The organism is Paenibacillus sp. (assembly GCF_031177825.1).
Taxonomy (GTDB): domain Bacteria; phylum Bacillota; class Bacilli; order Paenibacillales; family YIM-B00363; genus Paenibacillus_AE.
The window spans coordinates 50,060-69,507 of the sequence record NZ_JAPSKE010000022.1 but is presented as its reverse complement, the minus strand read 5'-3'; the positions used below and the strand labels follow the sequence as shown (position 1 = coordinate 69,507).

Annotated in this window: 13 protein-coding genes and 1 riboswitch; all 13 genes read left to right on the top strand. The window is 58.9% G+C overall.

Annotated elements, in window-relative coordinates:
- The first annotated feature begins 6 nt into the window (after window positions 1-6).
- Complete coding sequence (locus RIN49_RS21280) at window positions 7-636, top strand: nitrite reductase (RefSeq protein ID WP_309122162.1); 630 nt, start codon at window positions 7-9, stop codon at window positions 634-636.
- A gap of 241 nt (window positions 637-877) precedes the next feature.
- On the top strand, window positions 878-2,617 hold the full coding sequence (locus RIN49_RS21275) for a sensor histidine kinase (RefSeq protein ID WP_309122161.1): 1,740 nt from the start codon (window positions 878-880) through the stop codon (window positions 2,615-2,617).
- 23 nt (window positions 2,618-2,640) lie between these two features.
- Window positions 2,641-4,215 (top strand): response regulator, encoded by a 1,575-nt coding sequence (locus RIN49_RS21270; protein WP_309122160.1) that lies wholly within the window; start codon window positions 2,641-2,643, stop codon window positions 4,213-4,215.
- 156 nt (window positions 4,216-4,371) lie between these two features.
- Window positions 4,372-5,292 carry an ABC transporter permease gene (locus RIN49_RS21265; RefSeq protein WP_309122159.1) on the top strand — a complete coding sequence of 307 codons (921 nt, stop codon included), beginning with the start codon at window positions 4,372-4,374 and terminating at the stop codon, window positions 5,290-5,292.
- Between the two features lie 13 nt (window positions 5,293-5,305).
- The gene (locus RIN49_RS21260) at window positions 5,306-6,241 is read left to right on the top strand and encodes a carbohydrate ABC transporter permease (RefSeq protein ID WP_309122158.1); all 936 of its coding nucleotides are present in this window, start codon (window positions 5,306-5,308) and stop codon (window positions 6,239-6,241) included.
- A 54-nt stretch (window positions 6,242-6,295) separates the two neighbouring features.
- Window positions 6,296-7,879, top strand: a complete 1,584-nt coding sequence (locus tag RIN49_RS21255) for an ABC transporter substrate-binding protein (protein ID WP_309122157.1) — start codon at window positions 6,296-6,298, stop codon at window positions 7,877-7,879.
- A gap of 159 nt (window positions 7,880-8,038) precedes the next feature.
- On the top strand, window positions 8,039-10,075 hold the full coding sequence (locus RIN49_RS21250) for a beta-galactosidase (protein ID WP_309122156.1): 2,037 nt from the start codon (window positions 8,039-8,041) through the stop codon (window positions 10,073-10,075).
- Window positions 10,076-10,136: 61 nt separating this feature from the next.
- On the top strand, window positions 10,137-12,557 hold the full coding sequence (locus RIN49_RS21245; protein ID WP_309122155.1) for a glycoside hydrolase family 2 TIM barrel-domain containing protein: 2,421 nt from the start codon (window positions 10,137-10,139) through the stop codon (window positions 12,555-12,557).
- Between the two features lie 128 nt (window positions 12,558-12,685).
- Window positions 12,686-13,144, top strand: a complete 459-nt coding sequence (locus RIN49_RS21240; RefSeq protein ID WP_309122183.1) for an S-layer homology domain-containing protein — start codon at window positions 12,686-12,688, stop codon at window positions 13,142-13,144.
- A 23-nt stretch (window positions 13,145-13,167) separates the two neighbouring features.
- Window positions 13,168-13,362: riboswitch (cobalamin riboswitch) on the top strand.
- Between the two features lie 146 nt (window positions 13,363-13,508).
- A complete protein-coding gene (gene nrdI / locus RIN49_RS21235) occupies window positions 13,509-13,868 on the top strand; it encodes a class Ib ribonucleoside-diphosphate reductase assembly flavoprotein NrdI (protein WP_309122154.1) in 360 nt (119 codons plus the stop codon).
- Window positions 13,855-15,939 carry a class 1b ribonucleoside-diphosphate reductase subunit alpha gene (nrdE, locus tag RIN49_RS21230; protein WP_309122153.1) on the top strand — a complete coding sequence of 695 codons (2,085 nt, stop codon included), beginning with the start codon at window positions 13,855-13,857 and terminating at the stop codon, window positions 15,937-15,939. The genes nrdI and nrdE overlap by 14 nt, the downstream gene beginning before the upstream one ends.
- 22 nt (window positions 15,940-15,961) lie before the next feature.
- Window positions 15,962-16,921, top strand: coding sequence for a class 1b ribonucleoside-diphosphate reductase subunit beta (gene nrdF, locus RIN49_RS21225; RefSeq protein WP_309122152.1), 960 nt, complete (start codon window positions 15,962-15,964; stop codon window positions 16,919-16,921).
- A 371-nt stretch (window positions 16,922-17,292) separates the two neighbouring features.
- Window positions 17,293-19,362: a multicopper oxidase family protein gene (locus RIN49_RS21220; protein WP_309122151.1), complete on the top strand. Its 2,070-nt coding sequence runs from the start codon at window positions 17,293-17,295 to the stop codon at window positions 19,360-19,362.
- Window positions 19,363-19,448 lie beyond the last annotated feature (86 nt).

Here is a 19,448-nt window from a genome sequence, read left to right as displayed (position 1 = left end):
AGCGCTATGGAACGGGTGAAAATCGCGGTTTCGCCGGAAATCCAAGTCGGCGGAAGCCTGTTTACGCCGGAGCAGTTCGCGTTGGTCGGCAGTCTTGCCGAAGCGGGGGCTTCGATCGAAATGACTCCGTTCGGGCAGTTGTACATTGAATTGGCCGCCGACCGTCTTGACGACATCCGGTCGGAGCTTCAACGCGCCGAGCTGCAAGTGCTTCCGGCGGGGTTCGCGACCAAAGGCTTGATCGCTTGCCACTTCTGCAAAGGAGCGGAGGAAGCGGGTCTCGAGGTCGCCCGGGAGCTGAACCGCTCGATCGCCGGCGTGTCGACGCCGACCCCGGTCAAGGTCGGATATGCCGGCTGCGCGTTGGGAACGTCCGAGCCGCTGCTGAAAGATATCGGCGTCGTGAAGATGCGGGATACATTCGACATTTACGTGGGCGGACAACCGAAAGGATTGAAGGTCGCTTTCGCGTTGCCGCTTATGTCCGGGGTCGAGTCCGCGCAGGTCGGACCCGCGGTTCGTTCGATCGTCGACTATTATGCGGCGAATGCAAAGGGGAAAGAAAAATTTCGGAAGTTCGTCGAACGCGTATCGTTGGATACGCTACGGGAGCAGGTTAGGGAGACATTCCAATAAAGAGATCGCTGCCGATCGCCATGCGGGCGATGGCCGAGCCGACATCCATCGGAAAAACGTATACGGTCTATTAACGAAAGCCCCGGACATGGTTCCGGGGCTTTATGCCGCTTAGAAGCTTTGCGCGCCGAATCGTTCGCGCACCGAAAATTTCATATTGTTGCCCATTCATAAAGTGAATTACTATAGGAAGACGCGACGACCCGTCGGCAAGGAACGAAATCAAAGAAGGAGCATGCGAATGAGAACGATCCTTCCCAACAAATATATGCCGTTCACGTACAAGATGATGCTCCCGTACCTCGTGCTTGTCCTCTTGACGGATCTATTGATCGGCTACATCTCCTATTCGATGCTCGTGCAATCCCGAACCGAGATGGCGGAGACGAACATTCGAACGGCCATGAAGCAGACGCGCAACAACCTCGAATATCAAGTGAACGAGATCCGGCGCATGGCCGACATCATCTTCAACAACGGCGCGTTCCAGAACGCGCTGCAAAACCGGGGCGAGCCGCTGGAGGTCATGCTGGCGATGAGGGATCACATCACCCCGCAGCTGAGAGGGCCGCTGCAGCTCTACGGGAACCGGCTCCGATTGGCCGTCTACGCGACGAACGATTCTGTTCTGGAGATCGAAGGCGACGATATGTCGACGCCGATCGATCGAAGCGATTATTATGTCTTGCTCTCCGGCCATATCGAGAACAGCCCGTGGTTTACGTCCATCGTGGAACGCAACCTGGATCGGGTATGGGTGCAGGTCGACACCGACCGGCAGCTCGACAATATCTCGTATTTCCGCAAGTTGGTGTCCGCCTCTACCGCCGTCATCGGTTACGTGCGCGTCACGGCGAGGTTCGACGAGCTGCTCGGCAACTTCGACGCGTACCCGATCGAGCAGGGGATCCGGCTTCGCTTGATCGATACGGCGACGGGAACGGCGCTCTACGAGCGAGGCGCGTCCGCCGGCCCCGGCGAAGACGGGTCTTACTTGATCGTCCGAGAGGACATTCCGGAGACGAACTACGCCATCGAAACGTATGTCCCGCATGCGTATCTAAATAAGGACGCCAGCCGGCTGCAGCGGGTGATCGGGACCGTGTGCGCGATAAGCTTCCTTGTCATGGCCTCGATCGGCTATCTCGTGGCGCGCTTGTCGGGCAAGAAGATCAAGCGGATCGTGACGCTGGTCCAATCGTTCCAGGAAGGGAACTTCCATAAGCGGATCGGATTTTCCGGGAACGACGAGTTCGCTCACATCGCGAATGCCTTCAACCAGATGGCCACGAGCATTCAAGAGCTGATTAAGAACGTCTATGTCCAGGGCATTCAGCGGAAGCAGGCGGAGCTCGATGCGCTGCAAGCCCAGATCAATCCGCACTTCTTGTACAATACCTTATCGACGATCGGCAGCCTCGCGAATTTAGGAGAGGTGCGGAAGGTCACCGAGATGGTGCAAGGGCTTTCGAAGTTTTATCGGCTGACGATCAATCAAGGGCAGGCTTCGATCGCGCTGGAGAAGGAACTGGAGCAAGTGCAGACGTATCTGGAAATTCAGAAGGTCAAATACGCGGGGCGCTTCAACGTGTATTACGATATCGATCCGGACATTCTCCAGGTGCCCGTGATCAAGCTGATTTTACAGCCGTTCGTGGAAAATGTGTTTAAGCATGCCTGGTTCGAGGATGCCATCTCCATACGGATTACGGGAAGGCGGCTGGGCAAGCGCATCGAATTGAAGGTGATCGACAACGGCGTCGGCATGCGCCAGGAAACTTTAGAAAACATGCGGACCCCATCCCAATCGAACCACTCGGATCGATACGGCTTGAAGAACGTGGAGGAGCGGATCAAGCTGAGGTACGGGCCGGAGTACGGCATTCGGATCGGCAGCCGGTACGGCGCGGGAACGACGGTTCAGATCGTCCTTCCGATCGAGGAGGAACCGCCGAGGGAGGAAGACGAGGCGCCGGCATAAGGTGATGGAAGGAGGAGCAACCTATGGACATTAATATTCTCTTGGTAGACGACGAAGCAGTCGACTTAGAGTGGCTGCGGAGGCGGGTGGCGGGCAACGAGCATGTCGACTTCCAAAGCGTAAGAACCGCTTCCAGCGGTTTCGAGGCGCTCAAGATCATGGAGCAGCAATCGATCGACGTCGTGTTGTCCGACATTCGGATGCCGATCATGTCCGGCATGGAGTTCGTTCGGAAGGCCAAGGAGGCGAACCCCCAAGTTCAAGTCGTATTCATTAGCGGGCATCAGGATTTCGGCTTCGCGAAGGAAGCGATTCAACTGGGGGCCTCCGGGTATTTGCTGAAGCCGGTGGACGATCGCGAGCTGAACGATATGCTGGTCGAGCTCGCCGGGAAGATCGAGCGGGAACGGCAGCAGCGGGCGTCGTTATCGGAGACGTTATCGCTCGTGAACCAAGAGCTGTTGCTGCGCTGGTTCCACGAAGGGACGCCGGAGCAGATCGACTCGCATGTCCGCGGCTTGTTGACGCCGGTCGCATCGGGCGGCTCGGCCGTAGCGCTCGTCGAAGTCGACGATCTGACCTGGAAGCTGGAAGGCATGGACGAGGGAGAACGGCACGCGTTCATCGGGAAGGTTGCGGACTACATCCGCGGCTTCGCGAGAGACAACCGCTTGGGCACCGTCATCGCGGGCCACGATCATCGGTTCGTCGTGCTGACGACGCCGCCGGAGGACGAAGCCAAGGCGCTGCTGGAACGGTTGATCCAATCCTTCTATCAGTCGTTCGCTTTCTCGATCACGGTCGGGACGGGGAAGCATACGACCCAAGCGGACGAGCTTCATCATTCCTATCGGCAGGCGAAGGCGGCGTTAAGCATCAAGTGGATCGTCGGGAAAAATCGGCTCATCCAAGACGCCTCCGTCTGGTCACCGAAGGCGAAGATGGCCGCCGACGTGGAGGAAGTCGTCAACCGGATGCTTCAGGCGATGCTGGAATACGACCTCGTCACCGTCGACGATTGTCTGCTCGAGCTGTTCGGCGGGGACAGCCCGTTGTCCCAGAAGAACGAAATTTACGACCTGATCATCCGGATCAATTCCAAGCTTCATGCGGAGCTGCAGCAGATGAACGAGCATCTGTACGACATTTTGAAGTGGGAGAGCCATCAGCCTCTCATTCTCTTCCAGTTCGAAACCGTACACGACATCATCTCCTGGCTTCGAAGGAGATTCTTCGAGTTGTCCGAGCTGCTGTACCTCAAGAGACAGAAGCAGAAGCGCGGGTTGATCCATAAGATTACGGATTACGTGAAGGAGCGGTTGGATCAGAAAATTACGCTGAACGAAGTCGCCGCTCACTTCGGATTCACTCCGAATTACTTGGGCCATCTGTTCAAGGCGGAAACGAATCGATTGTTCAGCGACTTCCTGAACGAGCTGCGGATGAAGCGAGTATGCGAACTCCTGCAAGACCCTACGAAGAAAATTTACGAAATCGCCGACCAGGTCGGCTATAAGAACATTATTTATTTCAACAGGCAGTTTAAGCAATACGCGGGCGTTACGCCCGGGGAGTATCGGAAGAAGCATAAGGTCTGACGGGGCGCCGGGATCCGAACCGGCGTCTTTTTTTTATAAACGTGCCGAAGGAAGAATCGTTGAATTCGTATTACTTTTCGTTGTTCCCCTTAATTATTTCGGGCCTGAAAACTTTCTATAATGAAGGTACACATAGAGAGAAGAGAGGGATCGAGAATGAGGCTGCGCAGGTTCTGGGATGACTTGGCAAGGTATAAGATCCTCCTGCTGATGTTGGCACCGGCCGTTCTATTTTACCTGATATTCGCGTATCTCCCGATGGCGGGGATTGTAATCGCATTCAAGCGTTACGACTATATCGGCGGCATTTTCGGAAGCGCCTGGAACGGATTGGACAACTTTCGGTTTTTCTTCGAATCCGGGGATGCCTGGAGGGTGACGCGGAATACGGCGTTGTACAATATCGCGTTCATCGTCGTAAACAACTTGCTCCAAATTTTCGCGGCGATTTTGCTGTTCGAGGTCGGGGGCAAGTGGTTCAAGAAGCTGACGCAGTCGGTCTTGTTCCTCCCGTATTTCATCTCGTGGGTCGTCGTCGGCGCGATCGCTTATAACTTGTTAAACTACGACATCGGCACCGTGAACGCGCTCTTGCGCGGGCTCGGATTGGAGCCGATCGACATCTACAACACGCCTTCGTACTGGCCGTTCATCTTGATCGCCGTGTCGGCGTGGAAGACGTTGGGATACGGAACGGTCATGTACCTGGCCGCCATCACCGGCATCGATACGGAGATGTACGAGGCGGCGGAAATCGACGGAGCGAACATCTTCCAACGGGTCATGAAGGTGACGATTCCGAATCTGTATCCGACGGTTATCATCTTGGTGCTGCTCGCGGTAGGCAACATCTTCCGAGGCGACTTCGGCATGTTCTACAACATGATCGGAAATAACGGACTGCTGTTCTCTTCCACCGACGTCATCGACACGTACGTCTTCCGTTCGCTCATCACTTCGAACGATATCGGCATGTCGGCCGCGGCGGGCGTATTCCAATCGGTGCTCGGCTTCGCGACGATTATGCTCGTCAACTACGCCGTCCGTCGATACGACCGAGACCGCGCATTATTCTAAAGGAGGCGACGACATGAACGCTAAGGATGTGAGCTTCGGCAAACCGTTCGTTCCGGCGGTTCGAAGACGGAGCCACCTGGACCGGACGCTCTTCTCGACGATCGGGTATGTATCATTGACGATTCTGGCGGTGCTCTGTATCGTTCCTTTCATCTTGGTCGTGTCTTCGTCCCTGACGGAAGAAAGCACGATCGTCGTGGAAGGATACCAATTCCTTCCGTTGCACTTTTCGACGGAAGCGTACAGCATCTTGTTTCAATATCCGCAGCAGCTGATCAACGCGTATGTCGTGACGATCGGCGTGACGGCGGTCGGTACGTTCCTAGGACTGTTCCTCACCTCGATGACGGCGTACGTGTTGTCTCGGAAGGACTTTAAGTGGCGCAACCATTTCGCGTTCTACTTCTTCTTCACGACGTTGTTCAGCGGCGGTCTCGTCCCGTGGTATTTGCTGATCGTCAACTATTTGCAGATGAAGGACACCGCGCTTGCGCTGATCGTCCCGATGATGCTGAACGTCTTCTACATTATCGTCATGAAGTCGTTCATGAGCAGCATCCCGGAGGCGATCGTCGAATCGGCGAAGATCGACGGCGCCGGCGATTTCCGGATTTACGCCCAGCTCATTCTTCCGCTGTCGAAGCCGGCCTTGGCCACGATCGGATTGTTCCTGGCGCTCGCGTATTGGAACGATTGGTATAACGCCTTGCTGTTCGTCTCGAACGAGAAGCTGGTGCCGCTCCAATATTATCTTTACAAAATGCTGGGCAATATGGACGGCATGAGGAAAGCTATGATGAGCGCCGGGGCCGTCAATACGACCTCGCTGCCTTCGGAGGGACTCAAGATGGCGATGACGGTCGTGGCGACCGGTCCGATCCTCGCGGTGTACCCGTTCATTCAGAAGTATTTCGTGCAAGGGATGACGATCGGCGCAGTCAAAGGGTGAACCCAGGGATTCCTGGTTTATCAATATTATTAATTATTAGGGGGAAGTACCTCGATGCGAAACAAAAACAGATCGATGTTCCTTGCTGCAATCCTTGCGATCGTCATGGTCCTTACCGCATGCGGCGGCAACGCGAATAACGCCGGCGGCGGTTCCGCCGACGAAGCGCCTGCAACGGGCAACGCGCAGGAGACGACCGATAATGCCGCCGCGCCGAGCGAAGGCGGAATCGACACCTCCGAAGAGGTCAATCTGAAGATGGTCTTCGTCGGTCCGAAGCCGGTCGATTACGACACCGTCTTCGCGGAAGTCAACAAGAAGCTGAAAGAGAAAATCAACGCGACGCTCGAAGGCGAGTTCCTCGATTGGTCCGATTGGGCGCAGAAATATCCGATGATGCTCGCGGCGAACGAAGACTTCGACCTCATCTATGCGGCGAACTGGGCCGGATATAACGACCAGGCGCTCAAAGGCGGCTTCCTCGAGCTGACGGAAGATATGCTGCAGAAGTACGCTCCGAAGGCCTGGGAATCGACGCCTTCGGTCAACTGGGATCAAGCGAAGGTGCAAGGCAAGCTGTATATGGTGCCGCAAAACAACGGCGAATCGGTCGAGAAGATCATCCTGTACCGCGAGGATCTGCGCAAGAAGTATAACCTCCCGGCGATCGACAGCCCGGAAGCGTTCGCGAACTATCTGAAGGCGGTCGCACAGAACGAGAAAGGCGTCACGCCGTTCACGCCGGAGACGGGCGATTGGAAATACCACAACTTGGACCGGATCCTGCTCAAGCAGCAGAACGAATGGAACATGTTCGACCTCGATCTTCCGTTCGCGTTCAAGCTGAAGGACGAGAAGGGCAAAGTGTTCAACGTGTACGAGACGCAAGAGTTTAAAGATCTGGCCGTGTACTACAAGGATCTCGCGGACAACAACGCATGGTCCAAGAACGTCTTGAACAGCAAGAACGACCATCAGCAAGACTTCCGCCAAGGCAAATCGGCGTCGATTACCCATAACACCGGCACGACGGGCTCCCTCATGGAGCAGATGCGCCGCGAGGGCTCCCCGTACGAAGTCGCCGTCGCCGACATCAACGTAGGCAAGGCGAAGTCGGTCGCGATCTCGACGCAGAACGGCACGGCGATCCATGCGACGTCGAAGCACCCGGAGCGCGCGCTGATGCTGATCGATCTGATGCAGTACGACAAGGAAATTCACGATCTGATCATGTACGGCGTCCAAGGCGTGCACTATGAGCCGGTCGGCGACGACTTGTTCAAAGCGACGGACAAGAGCGCGAACTACACGGGCTTTTCTAACTGGAGCTTCAACTCGCCGCTTAACCGCACCAACGAAGCGTTCCCGAAAGAAGTCAGCGATATGGTGAAAGGCTTCGAGAGCGGCGTCTACCACTACGCGCTCGAGACGTTCGTCTTCGACAACAGCAAGGTGAAGTCGGAGATCGCGGCCGTCGGCAACGTCATGCTGCGCTACGCGATTCCGCTCGAATACGGCTTGGTGAAGGATATCGACCAAGGCATCGCGGAACTGAATAAGCAGCTGAAGGCCGCCGGCGTCGACAAAATCCAAGCCGAGCTGCAAGCTCAGATCGATGCGTTCCTGGCGAATCAATAAGAAGCTTCGCCCACAGCGGCAGAAAAGACTTCAGGCTCGTATGTAACGCCTGAATCGTATCGGTAAACGGATACCGTCCTTTAGAGGACGGTATATCCGTATATCCTTGTGCCGCTGCGTTTTACTTTCATTCATGGAAACAGAGGAGCGGAGAGCATTATGACCAAGCGGTTTCCCCCGATCAGCGATAAACTGCCCGTCTTCATGCACGGGGCGGACTATAACCCGGATCAATGGCTTCATGCGCCGGAGGTGCTGAAGGAAGACATTCGACTGATGAAGCTGTCGCATTCGAACGTCATGGCGGTCGGCATCTTCGCTTGGGCGGCGCTCGAGCCGGAAGAGGGCGTATTTACGTTCGAGTGGCTCGACAAGACGTTGGACGACTTCGCGGCGAACGGCTTGTACGCGTGGCTCGCGACGCCGAGCGGCGCGCGCCCGGCCTGGATGTCGCAGAAGTATCCCGAGGTGCTGCGCGTCGGGGCCAATCGCGTGCGGAACCTGCACGGCGCCCGACATAATCACTGCTACACGTCGCCGGTCTACCGCGAGAAGGTCGCCATCATGAACCGGAAGTTGGCGGAGCGGTACGCGCATCATCCGGCCGTGGTCGGCTGGCATATTTCCAACGAATTCGGCGGGGAGTGCCATTGCGAGTATTGCCAAGAAGCGTTCCGCGAATGGCTGAAGCGGAAGTACGGCACGCTCGAGGCGTTGAACCATGCATGGTGGAACGCGTTCTGGGCGCATACGATCACCGACTGGTCGCAAATTTCGTCGCCCGCGCCGCACGGGGAGATGGCGGTGCACGGCATGAACGTCGACTGGCGGCGGTTCGTCACGGATCAGACGATCGACTTCTATCGGTGGGAGGAAGCGCCGCTGAAAGCGGCGAACCCCGCGCTGCCAGCGACGGCGAACATGATGGATTTGTTCGACGGGCTCGACTATTGGAAGTTCGCCGAAGCGGTGGACGTCGTCTCTTGGGACGCGTACCCGACCTGGCACGCCGAGGCGAGCGAGGCTCAGGTCGCCTCGTGGTTCGCGTTCAATCACGATCTGTTCCGTTCGCTTAAGGGCAAGCCGTTCATGCTCATGGAGAGCACGCCGAGCCTGACGAACTGGCAGCCGGTGAGCAAGCTGAAGCGGCCGGGCATGCATAAGCTGAGCTCGATGCAGGCGGTCGCGCACGGCTCGGATACGGTGCAATACTTCCAGTGGCGCAAGAGCCGGGGCTCCAGCGAGAAGTTCCATGGCGCGGTCGTCGATCACGTCGGCCACGAGCATACGCGCGTCTTCCGCGACGTGACCGAGGTCGGCGAGACGCTCGAGAAGCTGTCGGGCGAGGTGCTCGGCGCGGGCACGGACGCGCGCGTCGCGATCGTGTTCGACTGGGACAACCGCTGGGCGATCCGCGATGCGCAAGGCCCGCGCAACATGGGCGTCCACTACGAGCAGACGGTCGTGCAGCATTACCGCGCGTTCTGGGAGCTCGGCATCTCCGTCGACGTCGTGAGCCGCCACGCGGACTTGTCCGCGTACAAGCTCGTCGTCGCGCCGATGATGTACATGCTCGACGTTGCCGCGGGGCGCAAATTCGAAGCGTACGTGGAAGCGGGCGGCACGCTCGTAACGACGTATTGGAGCGGGATCGTGGACGAGAACGATCTATGCCATCTCGGCGGCTTCCCGGGTCCGCTGCGGAAGACGCTCGGCCTCTGGTCCGAGGAGATCGAGGGCCTGCATCCGCACGATGCGAACGGCTTCGTCTACGGCGGCGCGGCGTACGAGTCGCATGAGCTGTGCGATCTGATCCACAGCGAAGGCGCCGAGGTGCTCGCGACGTACGAGAGCGACTTCTACGCCGGGCGCCCGGCGCTGACGGTGAACCGGTTCGGCCGAGGCAAGGCGTACTACTTGGCGACGCGGGCGAAGGAGCCGTTCTACGAGCGGTTCTACGCGCAGCTGGCAGCGGAAGCGGGCGTGAAACGCGTGCTGGAGGCCGATCTCCCGGCGGGCGTCACCGCGCAGGCGCGGACGGACGGGGAGAACGAGTACGTGTTCGTCATGAACTTCAGCGGCGCGCCGCAGACCGTCGCGCTCGACGGCCGCGCATACGTCGACCTGGTGAACGGCGGGTCCGTAACGGGCGCGCTGGAGCTGCCGACGAACGGGATTCGCATGCTGAAGCGATAGTCGATACGAGGAGGTCTTCCCGGACGGGAGGGCCTCTTTCTTGAAACGGGGAGGAACGGACATGGAAGGAAGAAACAGATATTCGTTCGATCGGAATTGGCGATTCGCGCTCGGCGATCCGGACGGAGCGCAGGCGGCCGCGTTCGACGACGGCGGTTGGCGAACCGTGCACGCGCCTCACGACTGGAGCGTGGAGGGCGCGTTCGACGAGCATGCCCCTTCCGGCGGCGACGGCGGGTATCTCCCGGGCGGCGTCGGCTGGTACCGCAAGACGTTCGTCGCTGAAGAGGCGTGGCGGGACCGGAAGGTGACCGTCCAGTTCGACGGCGTCTACATGAACAGCGACGTCTGGGTGAACGGGACGCATCTGGGGCGTTACCCGTTCGGCTACGGAAGCTTCGAATACGAGCTGACGCCGCATCTCGTCTTCGGCGGCACGAATGTCGTCGCGGTCCGGGTCGATAACGGCGCGCAGCCGAATTCGCGCTGGTACTCGGGTTCCGGCATCACGCGCCGCGTATGGCTGCAGGCGACGGATCGGCTGCATATCGACCGCTACGGCGTCTTCGTCGCGACGCCGGACGTCTCGCCGGACGGAGCGACGGTCGCGGTCGGGACGCGCGTCGTCAACGATGGCGATCTAGCGGCGGAGGCGATCGCGCTTCGAGCGGAGGTGCTCGATGCGCGGGGCGCCGCGGTCGCTTGCGCAGAAGCGGCGCTCGCGACGATCGAAGCCGGGGCGGCGCTGGAGGCGCGACAGGAGCTTCGGCTGGAACGGCCGGCGCTGTGGTCCGTCGAAGCTCCGCAGCTATATACCCTTCGAACGACGCTGATCCGCGGAGGCGTGACGATCGATGCGGAGGAGACGACCTTCGGCGTCCGTTCCGCCGCATTCGATCGGGACCGCGGGTTTCTGCTGAACGACCGCCAGGTCAAGATCAACGGCGTCTGTCTTCACCATGACGGCGGCTGCGTCGGGGCGGCCGTGCCGGAGCGGGTATGGGAGCGTCGGCTCGAGCTGCTGAAGGAGATGGGCGTGAACGGCATCCGAATGAGTCATAACCCGCCCGATCCCGAGCTGCTCGACTTGTGCGACCGGATGGGCTTCCTCGTGATGGGCGAAGCGTTCGACGAATGGACGATCACGAAGTGGAAGAACGGCCGGGCCGACGTTCACGGGTACGCCGAGTATTTCGACGCGTGGGCGGAGCGCGATCTGACGACGATGCTGCGGCGCGACCGCAATCATCCGTCCGTCGTCATCTGGAGCATCGGCAACGAAATTCCGGAGCAGCGGGAGCCGAACGGGCACGACGTCGCCCGTCGGCTGATCGACGTCTGCCGCCGCGAAGATCCGACGCGGCTCGTGACCGCGGCTTGCGACAACATCGAAGCGGAGCCGGTTCCCGCGACGGAAGCGTTCCTCGAGACGCTGGACGTGGTCGGCTACAATTACGTCGGGCGGTGGCGTACGCGGACGGAGACGTTCTATAGCGAAGACCGGCATCGGTACCCGCATCGACGCGTCATCGGGACCGAAAATCCGGGCATCGTATCCGTCCGGGGAGACTATTCGCTGGAGCCGCCTACGGATCAGTGGTGGCGAGGCCCGTATCCGACGGCCATGATCGGAGTCGAGCAGCTCTGGAAGTATACGCGCATGCACGACTTCGTCGCCGGCGACTTCATGTGGACGGGCATCGATTATATCGGCGAGACGAGATGGCCGAACAAGAACGCCAGTTTCGGCGTGATCGACACGTGCGGATTCCCGAAGGACGGCTATTATTTCTATCAGAGTCAGTGGACGGATCGGCCGATGGCTCATTTGTTTCCGCATTGGAATTGGACGGGGCAGGAAGGGAGGGTCATTCCGGTCCTCTGCTACACGAATTGCGAGAGCGCGGAACTGTTCGTGAACGGCAAGTCGTTCGGGATGAAGTCGTATGAATTTCCCCGGCAAGGGATGACGAAGGAGTGGGCGCATTTCGAACGGCCGTACGTCCACGTCACGACGTCCGATCTGCATCTGACGTGGGACGTTCCGTACGAGCCGGGCACGCTGCGGCTCGTCGGGTACCGGGGCGGCGCGATCGTCGTGGAGACGGAGGTCGCGACGACGGGGGAACCGGCGGCGATCCGGGTCGAGGCGGATCGCGCGACGATCGCGGCGGACGGCCGAGACGTATGCCATGTGACGGTGCGCGTCGTCGACGAGGCGGGCAGAACCGTACCGACAGCAGACGTGCAGCTTGCGTTCCGCGTGGAAGGAGCGGGAGCGCTGATCGGCACCGACAACGGCAAGCCCGACTGCCATGAGTCTTATAAGTCGAATCGCCGCCGGACGTTCAACGGCTTGGCGCTGGCGATCGTGCAGTCGACGCTCGAAGCGGGAGACATTCGCGTCATGGTAGAGGCCGAAGACTTGGGCGCGGCGGACTTGGTCGTGAAGACGTTCGACGCGCGAACACCGGGACGGTAGAGGAATCGAGAGTCGAGCGCGCGTCGCTCGGCTCTTTTTCTATATATTTAGTAGGATGTGAAATTCCCTATAAAACTATGTAAGAATTGAGGTCAAACAACACCGTTACGAGAGCGGAATTCGCGGTGATGCTCATTCGCGCGCTGGGAATCGCGGCGACGACAGGAGCGACGAGTCAGACATTCAAGGATGTCGCGCCGGAGGATTGGTACTATGACGCTGTAGAGACCGCTTCTAAGCTAGGGTTGTTCAAAGCCTACGGGTACTCGGGAAGACCCGTGTTGAAAAGCGAGCAGCCGCAAAACTTCGAGCCCGATCGAGGCTTCGCGGCGTGGTCCGAGGAAGCGGTGGATATGCTTCTAGCGAACGGAATTATGGCGAAGGAAGACACATTCGCCATCGAGGCCAACCGCTTGGCCACGAGAGCCGAAAGCGCGGAGCTGCTGTACAGGTTGCTGCAAACGCTGAGGCTTAATGAACCGCTCGCGACGAGGGAAGAGTCGAAATCTAGCGAAGAAGAAGGAGGAGCCGCCTCGCGCGGCTTCTCGTTTTTTTCGTTATTGTCGTTGACAACCTCAATATATTGAGATAAATTAGTATCCAACATCTACATATTGTTATTCGAATAGGTGTCTTACTTTCGAACCGAAAGTAGACTTAATAGGGAAGCCCGGTGAAAATCCGGCGCGGTCCCGCCACTGTATGGAGGAGTGCGCTTCGATACGCCACTGGCCGGTATTCGGCCGGGAAGGCGAAGCGCATGTCGATTCCGAGCCAGGAGACCTGCCTATTCTTGACAACCCCTACGGCAGATAGGAAGGTGTCCGACGTTTGCTTCGTTTGCAGCGTGCTCTATCGGCATGGACTGTCCTCAAAGCGTATTCGGCATCGCGTTCCTTGCCGGGTACGCTTTTTCTATGTTTTTTTCGCAGGAGAGGAGCCTGATCGACGATGTTAGTGATGTTCGAATCCAGAACGGGCAACGTGCAGCGCTTCATTCGGAAGCTGCAGCTGCCGTCGCGCAAAATTCAGGACGAAATGACGGTGGACGAGCCGTTCGTGTTGGTCACGTATACGACCGGGTTCGGCCAGCCGCCCGAGAACGTCATGGCGTTCTTGAAGAACAATGCTCCTTTCCTTCGCGGGGTGGCGGCCAGCGGCAATCGGAATTGGGGCGAAAGCTTCGCGAAGAGCGCGGACTATATTTCTCGGACGTTCGGCGTGCCGATCGTCTCGAAGTTCGAGCTGTCGGGCACGAGCCGCGACGTACAAACTTTTCTCACGGGGGTACAACGTCTTGCGACATATTGAATTGAACAATTTGCTGATGCAGCGGGATCGGGAAGGCTTCTTCCGGTTGGAGCGGGACCGGGAAGCGGTCGCCGCTTTCATGGACGAGGTGGCGGGCAAGAGCGTCGTCTTCGCGACGACGAAGGAGAGAATGAAGTATTTGATCGAACACGACTATTATGAAAACGTCTATGCGTCCTATACCGAAGAAGAAGTCGACGACGTCTATCGGATCGCGTATCGGTACGACTTTACGTTTCCTTCCTATATGGCCGCCAGCAAGTTCTACACGGATTACGCGCTCAAGAGCAACGACGGCACGAAGTATTACGAGCATTACGCGGACCGCGTCGCCATGGTGGCGCTTCATCTGGGTCGCGGGAACGTCGACGTCGCTCGCGCGTTGACGGGGGCGATGATGGAGCAGCGGGTGCAGCCGGCGACGCCGACGTTCCTCAACGCGGGGAAGAGCCGACGCGGCGAGATGGTGTCCTGCTTCCTGCTCGAGATGGACGATACGCTGAATTCGATTAATTACGTGCTCTCCACTTGCATGCAGCTGTCGAAGCTGGGCGGCGGCGTCGCGGTCAACCTGTCGAAGCTGCGGGGGAGAGGCGAGTCGATCAAAGGGGTGGAAGGCGCGGCCAAGGGAATCATGCCGGTGCTGAAGCTGATGGAGGACGCGTTCTCTTACGCCGATCAGATGGGGCAGCGGAAAGGGTCCGGGGCCGCCTACTATAACATTTTCGGCTGGGACGTAATGGAGTTCTTAGACAGCAAGAAAATTAACGCGGACGAAAAGACCCGGCTGAAGACGTTATCGATCGGACTGATCGTGCCGCAGAAGTTTTACGACTTGGCGGAGCGCAACGAACCGCTTCATGTCTTCGCGCCCTACACCGTGTACAAAGCGTACGGCGCGCATCTCGACGATCTGGACATCGACGCCATGTACGAGACGCTGCTGGCCGACGACCGCGTCAAGAAGAAGGCCGTCATGAGCGCCAGAGACATGCTCGTGAAAATCGCTTCGGTGCAGATGGAGTCCGGTTACCCGTACATCATGAACAAGACGAACGCGAACCGCGGCCATGCGTTGAAAAACATCGGCAGCATTCGGATGTCCAATCTGTGCACCGAAATATTCCAGCTGCAGGAGACGTCGGAAATCGGCGATTACGGCCAGCCCGACCTCATCCGTCGGGACATTAGCTGCAATCTCGCGTCGCTGAACATCGCGAACGTGATGGAGCTTCGCAAAATCCGGGAGTCGGTGCACGAGGGGATGACCGCCTTGACCGCGGTCAGCGACATGACCGGCATCGTGAACGCGCCGGGCGTCGCGAAGGCGAACCGCGAGCTGCACTCGGTCGGGTTAGGCGCCATGAACCTCCACGGGTACTTGGCGAAACACAAGATCGCGTACGAGAGCGAAGAAGCGAAGGACTTCGTCCGGGCGTTCTTCATGGCGGTCAATTACTATTCGATCGAAAAGAGCATGTGGATCGCGCGGGATACCGGTCAGACGTTCCAAGGCTTCGAGCGGTCCGAGTACGCGTCCGGCGCTTATTTCGCCCGCTATCGGGAGACGGATTACCGTCCGGCGACGCCGCGCGTCGCAGCCTTGTTCGAAGGCGTCGGGCTGCCGACGCAAGACGATTGGAAGCGGCTCGAGGAGGGCGTCAAGCGGCATGGGTTATACCACGCCTATCGTTTGGCCATCGCGCCGACGCAGAGCATCTCGTACGTGCAGAACGCGACGTCCAGCGTTATGCCGATCGTCGAGCTCATCGAGACGAGGACGTATGCCAATTCGACGACGTACTATCCGATGCCGTTCCTGCAGCCGGATAACGTGTTTTACTACAAGTCGGCCTACCAGATGAACCAGTTCAAGGTGCTCGATCTGATCGCCGAAATTCAAACGCACGTCGACCAAGGCATCTCGACCGTGCTGCACGTGAACAGCGACATTACGACGCGGGAGCTCGCCCGATATTATATTTACGCGGCTCGCAAAGGGTTGAAGTCGCTGTATTATACGAGAACGAACCGATTGTCCGTGGAAGATTGCATCGCCTGCTCGGTATAAAACGCTAGATAGGAGAACCGCCATGGAAGTATTGCGCGCCGTGAATTGGAACCGGTCGGACGACGACTTTACGATCAACTTTTGGAATCAGAACATTATGCAATTTTGGACGGACGAGGAGATTCCGCTGTCGGACGACAAGATGTCGTGGCTGACGCTGACGGACGAGCAGCGCGACGTCTATATGAAGGTGCTCGCAGGGTTGACGCTGCTGGACACGGTGCAGGGCGGCGTCGGCATGCCGAGGCTCGTCGAGCATGTCGACGGATTGCAGCGCAAAGCCGTCCTTAGCTTTATGGGGATGATGGAACAAATCCACGCGAAGTCGTACAGCAGCATCTTCACGACGCTCGCGACGGGCGAAGAGATCGATCGTCTGTTCCGCTGGGTGGAGCGGCATCCGCTGCTGCAGCGGAAGGCAGAGACGGTGACGGCTTACTACAATTCTATTACGGATCGGAAAGGGCTGTACTTGGCGATGGCCGCCTCGGTGCTGCTCGAAAGTTATTTGTTCTACAGCGGCTTCTTCTATCCGCTTTACTTGGCGGGGCAAGGGAAGATGACGAGCAGCGGCGAAATCATCGATCTGATTTTGCGGGACGAGAGCATCCATGGCCTGTACGTCGGCGTATTGGCCCAGGAAGTGTTCGCGGAGCTGCTTCCGGGCGAGCAAGCGGAAGCGGAAGAGACGGTGCGGGGGCTGCTCGACCTGCTTCATGACAACGAGACGCGCTACACGGAAGAGGTGTACGCACCGGTCGGACTGGCCGGCGAAGTGACGGCGTTCCTTCGTTATAACGCGAACAAGGCGTTCATGAACTTAGGCCTCGAGCCGCCTTTCGCCGAGGAAGAGATCAATCCGATCGTCATGAACGGGCTTCGCACCCAGACGAAGCAGCACGATTTCTTCTCGAAGAAGGGGAACGGCTACGTGCGCACGATTCGCGTGGAACCGTTGCGGGACGAGGATTTCGTGTTCTGACGGAGCGGGGAATGTAGAAATACATGTAATTGAACGGAAAAAGGCGTGAAATGGCGGAATATCTGCAAACCTGCAGGTATTCCGGCGATGTTGTTTCGCGGAAGCGGGAAATAAAGGTATTTTCGCAGGTGCTGTAAACTTCGAAGGTTATCCCGGAACGAATAACTGTATAATTGCAGGCGGCGGTCGGCCCTTGCTCCATCGGAGATTCGCTCCGATGGGGCGAGGGCCTCTTTCGCGTTCTTCGAGGGGCACGACTCCGGGCTGGGAAGGAACCGTTCCGCAGCCCCTTCAAGCGAATCCATTCCGTTCGATAAGATGAACGTGGTTCGACGAACCGGAATCTGGATTGCGAAAAAGGGGAATCGCTTATGTACCCGTTGTTATTCGGCTTGGACGGCGGATTGATTTTCATTTCTTTGGTTTGCTTTTGGATCGCGGCGTCGAGAGCCTCGCGCATGTCCGCCTCGAAGGATCGCAAGAAACTCGTTCGGCGGGGATGGGTCGCGCTGGCCGCGGGCTCGTTAGGCATTCTGGCGGCGGCCGGCCGCCTCGTCGTGTTTTCCCGCATGCATCAGGAGCTCGGGTGGATGTTCACGCAGGAGAGGTGGCTCGTGCATCTTCCGCTGCTGCTCCTCTCGGCGTTCGCGGCCGCGGGCCTCGCCTTCCCGAGAATCGCGAGGACGATCCGGACCGCGTCGCCGGCGCGGGACGACGCCGCGATCGGCGACGAGCTGCGCGCCGGGGCCGGCCATCCGCTCCTCGCGTTGCCGATTCGAGTCGCCGCATGGCTGACCGGGCTTAGCCTCTACTATTTGTTCGCCCCGCCGGTGCCGTTCCGCTGGGTCGAAATTCTGACCCCCCTCGCCGCCGCGGCGGTTCTGATCGCTTGCTCCGCCTATCATCAGCGGCGGCGCAACCGCAACGGATCTCGCGGCGAGTGGCTGCGGATGCTGGGGACGGTCGCGGTCGCCTCGGCCATCTTCGCGGGATGGATGTACTTCGGTTCGCTCGCTTCGAAGCTGCCGGGACAGATGAGCATGATGACCGGCTCTATGGACTTCGGCGGAGGCGTTCCGAGCGAGCGTCGTCACGGCGATCATCGTTCCGTCGTTCCGACGAGCGTTGAGTCGTTGACGGGCCCAAGGGACCGTACGCCCGATCGGAAGGTCACCTTAACCGCCGAGAAGAAGCTCGTGACGCTCCCGAACGGCAGGACGATGGAAGCATGGACGTATAACGGTCAACTGCAGGGGCCCGAGCTGCGATTCGAATACGGACAGCTGGTGGAGGTTACGTTAGTGAACAAAGATATCGAAGAAGGCGTGACCTTGCATTGGCATGGGCTGAACGTGCCGAACGCGGAAGACGGGGTGGCCGGGGCGACGCAGAATGCGGTCATGCCGGGGGAGCGCCATGTGTACCGATTCGTCGCCGATCAGACGGGAACGTATTGGTATCACACGCATCAGCATTCGGCTGAAGGCGTTAAGATGGGGTTGTTCGGCGCCCTGATCGTCGACCCGAAGCCCCTCGCGGGGCGAGCGGGTTCGGCGGAACGAATGGACGTCACCGTGATGACCCACGAGTGGCAGGGCTATGGGCTCGCGATCGGGGACCCGCTAGGCGGCGAGGCGCTGAAGCGCGTATCCGCGGAGCCGGGGACGACGGTGCGGCTGCGGCTGATCAACACCGACAACTGGGTCCAGCAGGCATACCGAATCGTGGGCGCTCCCTTCAAGGTCGTCGCGATCGACGGCGTCGAGTGGAACGAGCCGAGCGACTTGACCGACGCGCGACTGGAGCTGACGACAGGCGGCCGGTACGACGTGGAATTCGTTATGCCGGAGCAACCGGTGTATCTCGCCGTCGGGAGGGGAGCGGGGACGGGTTTGCTGTTTAGCGCCGACGGCGAAGGCGAGGCGCCGCCCGTCCCGGATGGGGAACGGTTCGATCCGGCGTTCTACGGCAAGCCCGCCGCCTTGCCGTTCGATCTAAGCAGCGTATTCGACAGGGAATTCACGATGATCCTGGATAACAAGCTCGGCTTCTATAACGGAACGTTCGAGCAGCTGTATACGATCAATGGGCACGTATTCCCGAATACGCCGATGTTTATGGTACGGGAAGGCGATCTGGTAAAGACGACGATCGCGAATCGCGGCATGGTGGATCATCCGATGCATCTGCACGGTCACCATATGCTCGTGCTCAGCCGGAACGGCGCCCCGGTCGGCGGCAGTCCATGGTACTCGGATACGCTGTACGTGGCTCCGGGCGATACGTACGAAGTCGCGTACCGGGCCGACAACCCCGGCGTATGGATGGACCATTGCCACAACCTGATCCACGCGGCGATCGGAATGTCGATGCACCTCGCCTACGAAGGCGTCGTCTCGCCGTTCGTAATCGGCAACGCTTCCGCCAACCGCCCGGAATGACGGGGTTGCGCCCCCGATAAGAAGCAGCGCGAAAAGCAGGGTCCCCCTTGCATGGGAGTCGAAGGAACTCGGCATCCTATGGGCAA

What these genes read in the sequence shown, in the direction of transcription:
- RIN49_RS21280 (WP_309122162.1), top strand. Translation starts at nt 7, where the DNA reads ATGGAACGGGTGAAAATCGCGGTTTCGCCGGAAATCCAAGTCGGCGGA.
- RIN49_RS21275 (WP_309122161.1), top strand. Translation starts at nt 878, where the DNA reads ATGAGAACGATCCTTCCCAACAAATATATGCCGTTCACGTACAAGATG.
- RIN49_RS21270 (WP_309122160.1), top strand. Translation starts at nt 2,641, where the DNA reads ATGGACATTAATATTCTCTTGGTAGACGACGAAGCAGTCGACTTAGAG.
- RIN49_RS21265 (WP_309122159.1), top strand. Translation starts at nt 4,372, where the DNA reads ATGAGGCTGCGCAGGTTCTGGGATGACTTGGCAAGGTATAAGATCCTC.
- RIN49_RS21260 (WP_309122158.1), top strand. Translation starts at nt 5,306, where the DNA reads ATGAACGCTAAGGATGTGAGCTTCGGCAAACCGTTCGTTCCGGCGGTT.
- RIN49_RS21255 (WP_309122157.1), top strand. Translation starts at nt 6,296, where the DNA reads ATGCGAAACAAAAACAGATCGATGTTCCTTGCTGCAATCCTTGCGATC.
- RIN49_RS21250 (WP_309122156.1), top strand. Translation starts at nt 8,039, where the DNA reads ATGACCAAGCGGTTTCCCCCGATCAGCGATAAACTGCCCGTCTTCATG.
- RIN49_RS21245 (WP_309122155.1), top strand. Translation starts at nt 10,137, where the DNA reads ATGGAAGGAAGAAACAGATATTCGTTCGATCGGAATTGGCGATTCGCG.
- RIN49_RS21240 (WP_309122183.1), top strand. Translation starts at nt 12,686, where the DNA reads ATGCTCATTCGCGCGCTGGGAATCGCGGCGACGACAGGAGCGACGAGT.
- nrdI (WP_309122154.1), top strand. Translation starts at nt 13,509, where the DNA reads ATGTTAGTGATGTTCGAATCCAGAACGGGCAACGTGCAGCGCTTCATT.
- nrdF (WP_309122152.1), top strand. Translation starts at nt 15,962, where the DNA reads ATGGAAGTATTGCGCGCCGTGAATTGGAACCGGTCGGACGACGACTTT.
- RIN49_RS21220 (WP_309122151.1), top strand. Translation starts at nt 17,293, where the DNA reads ATGTACCCGTTGTTATTCGGCTTGGACGGCGGATTGATTTTCATTTCT.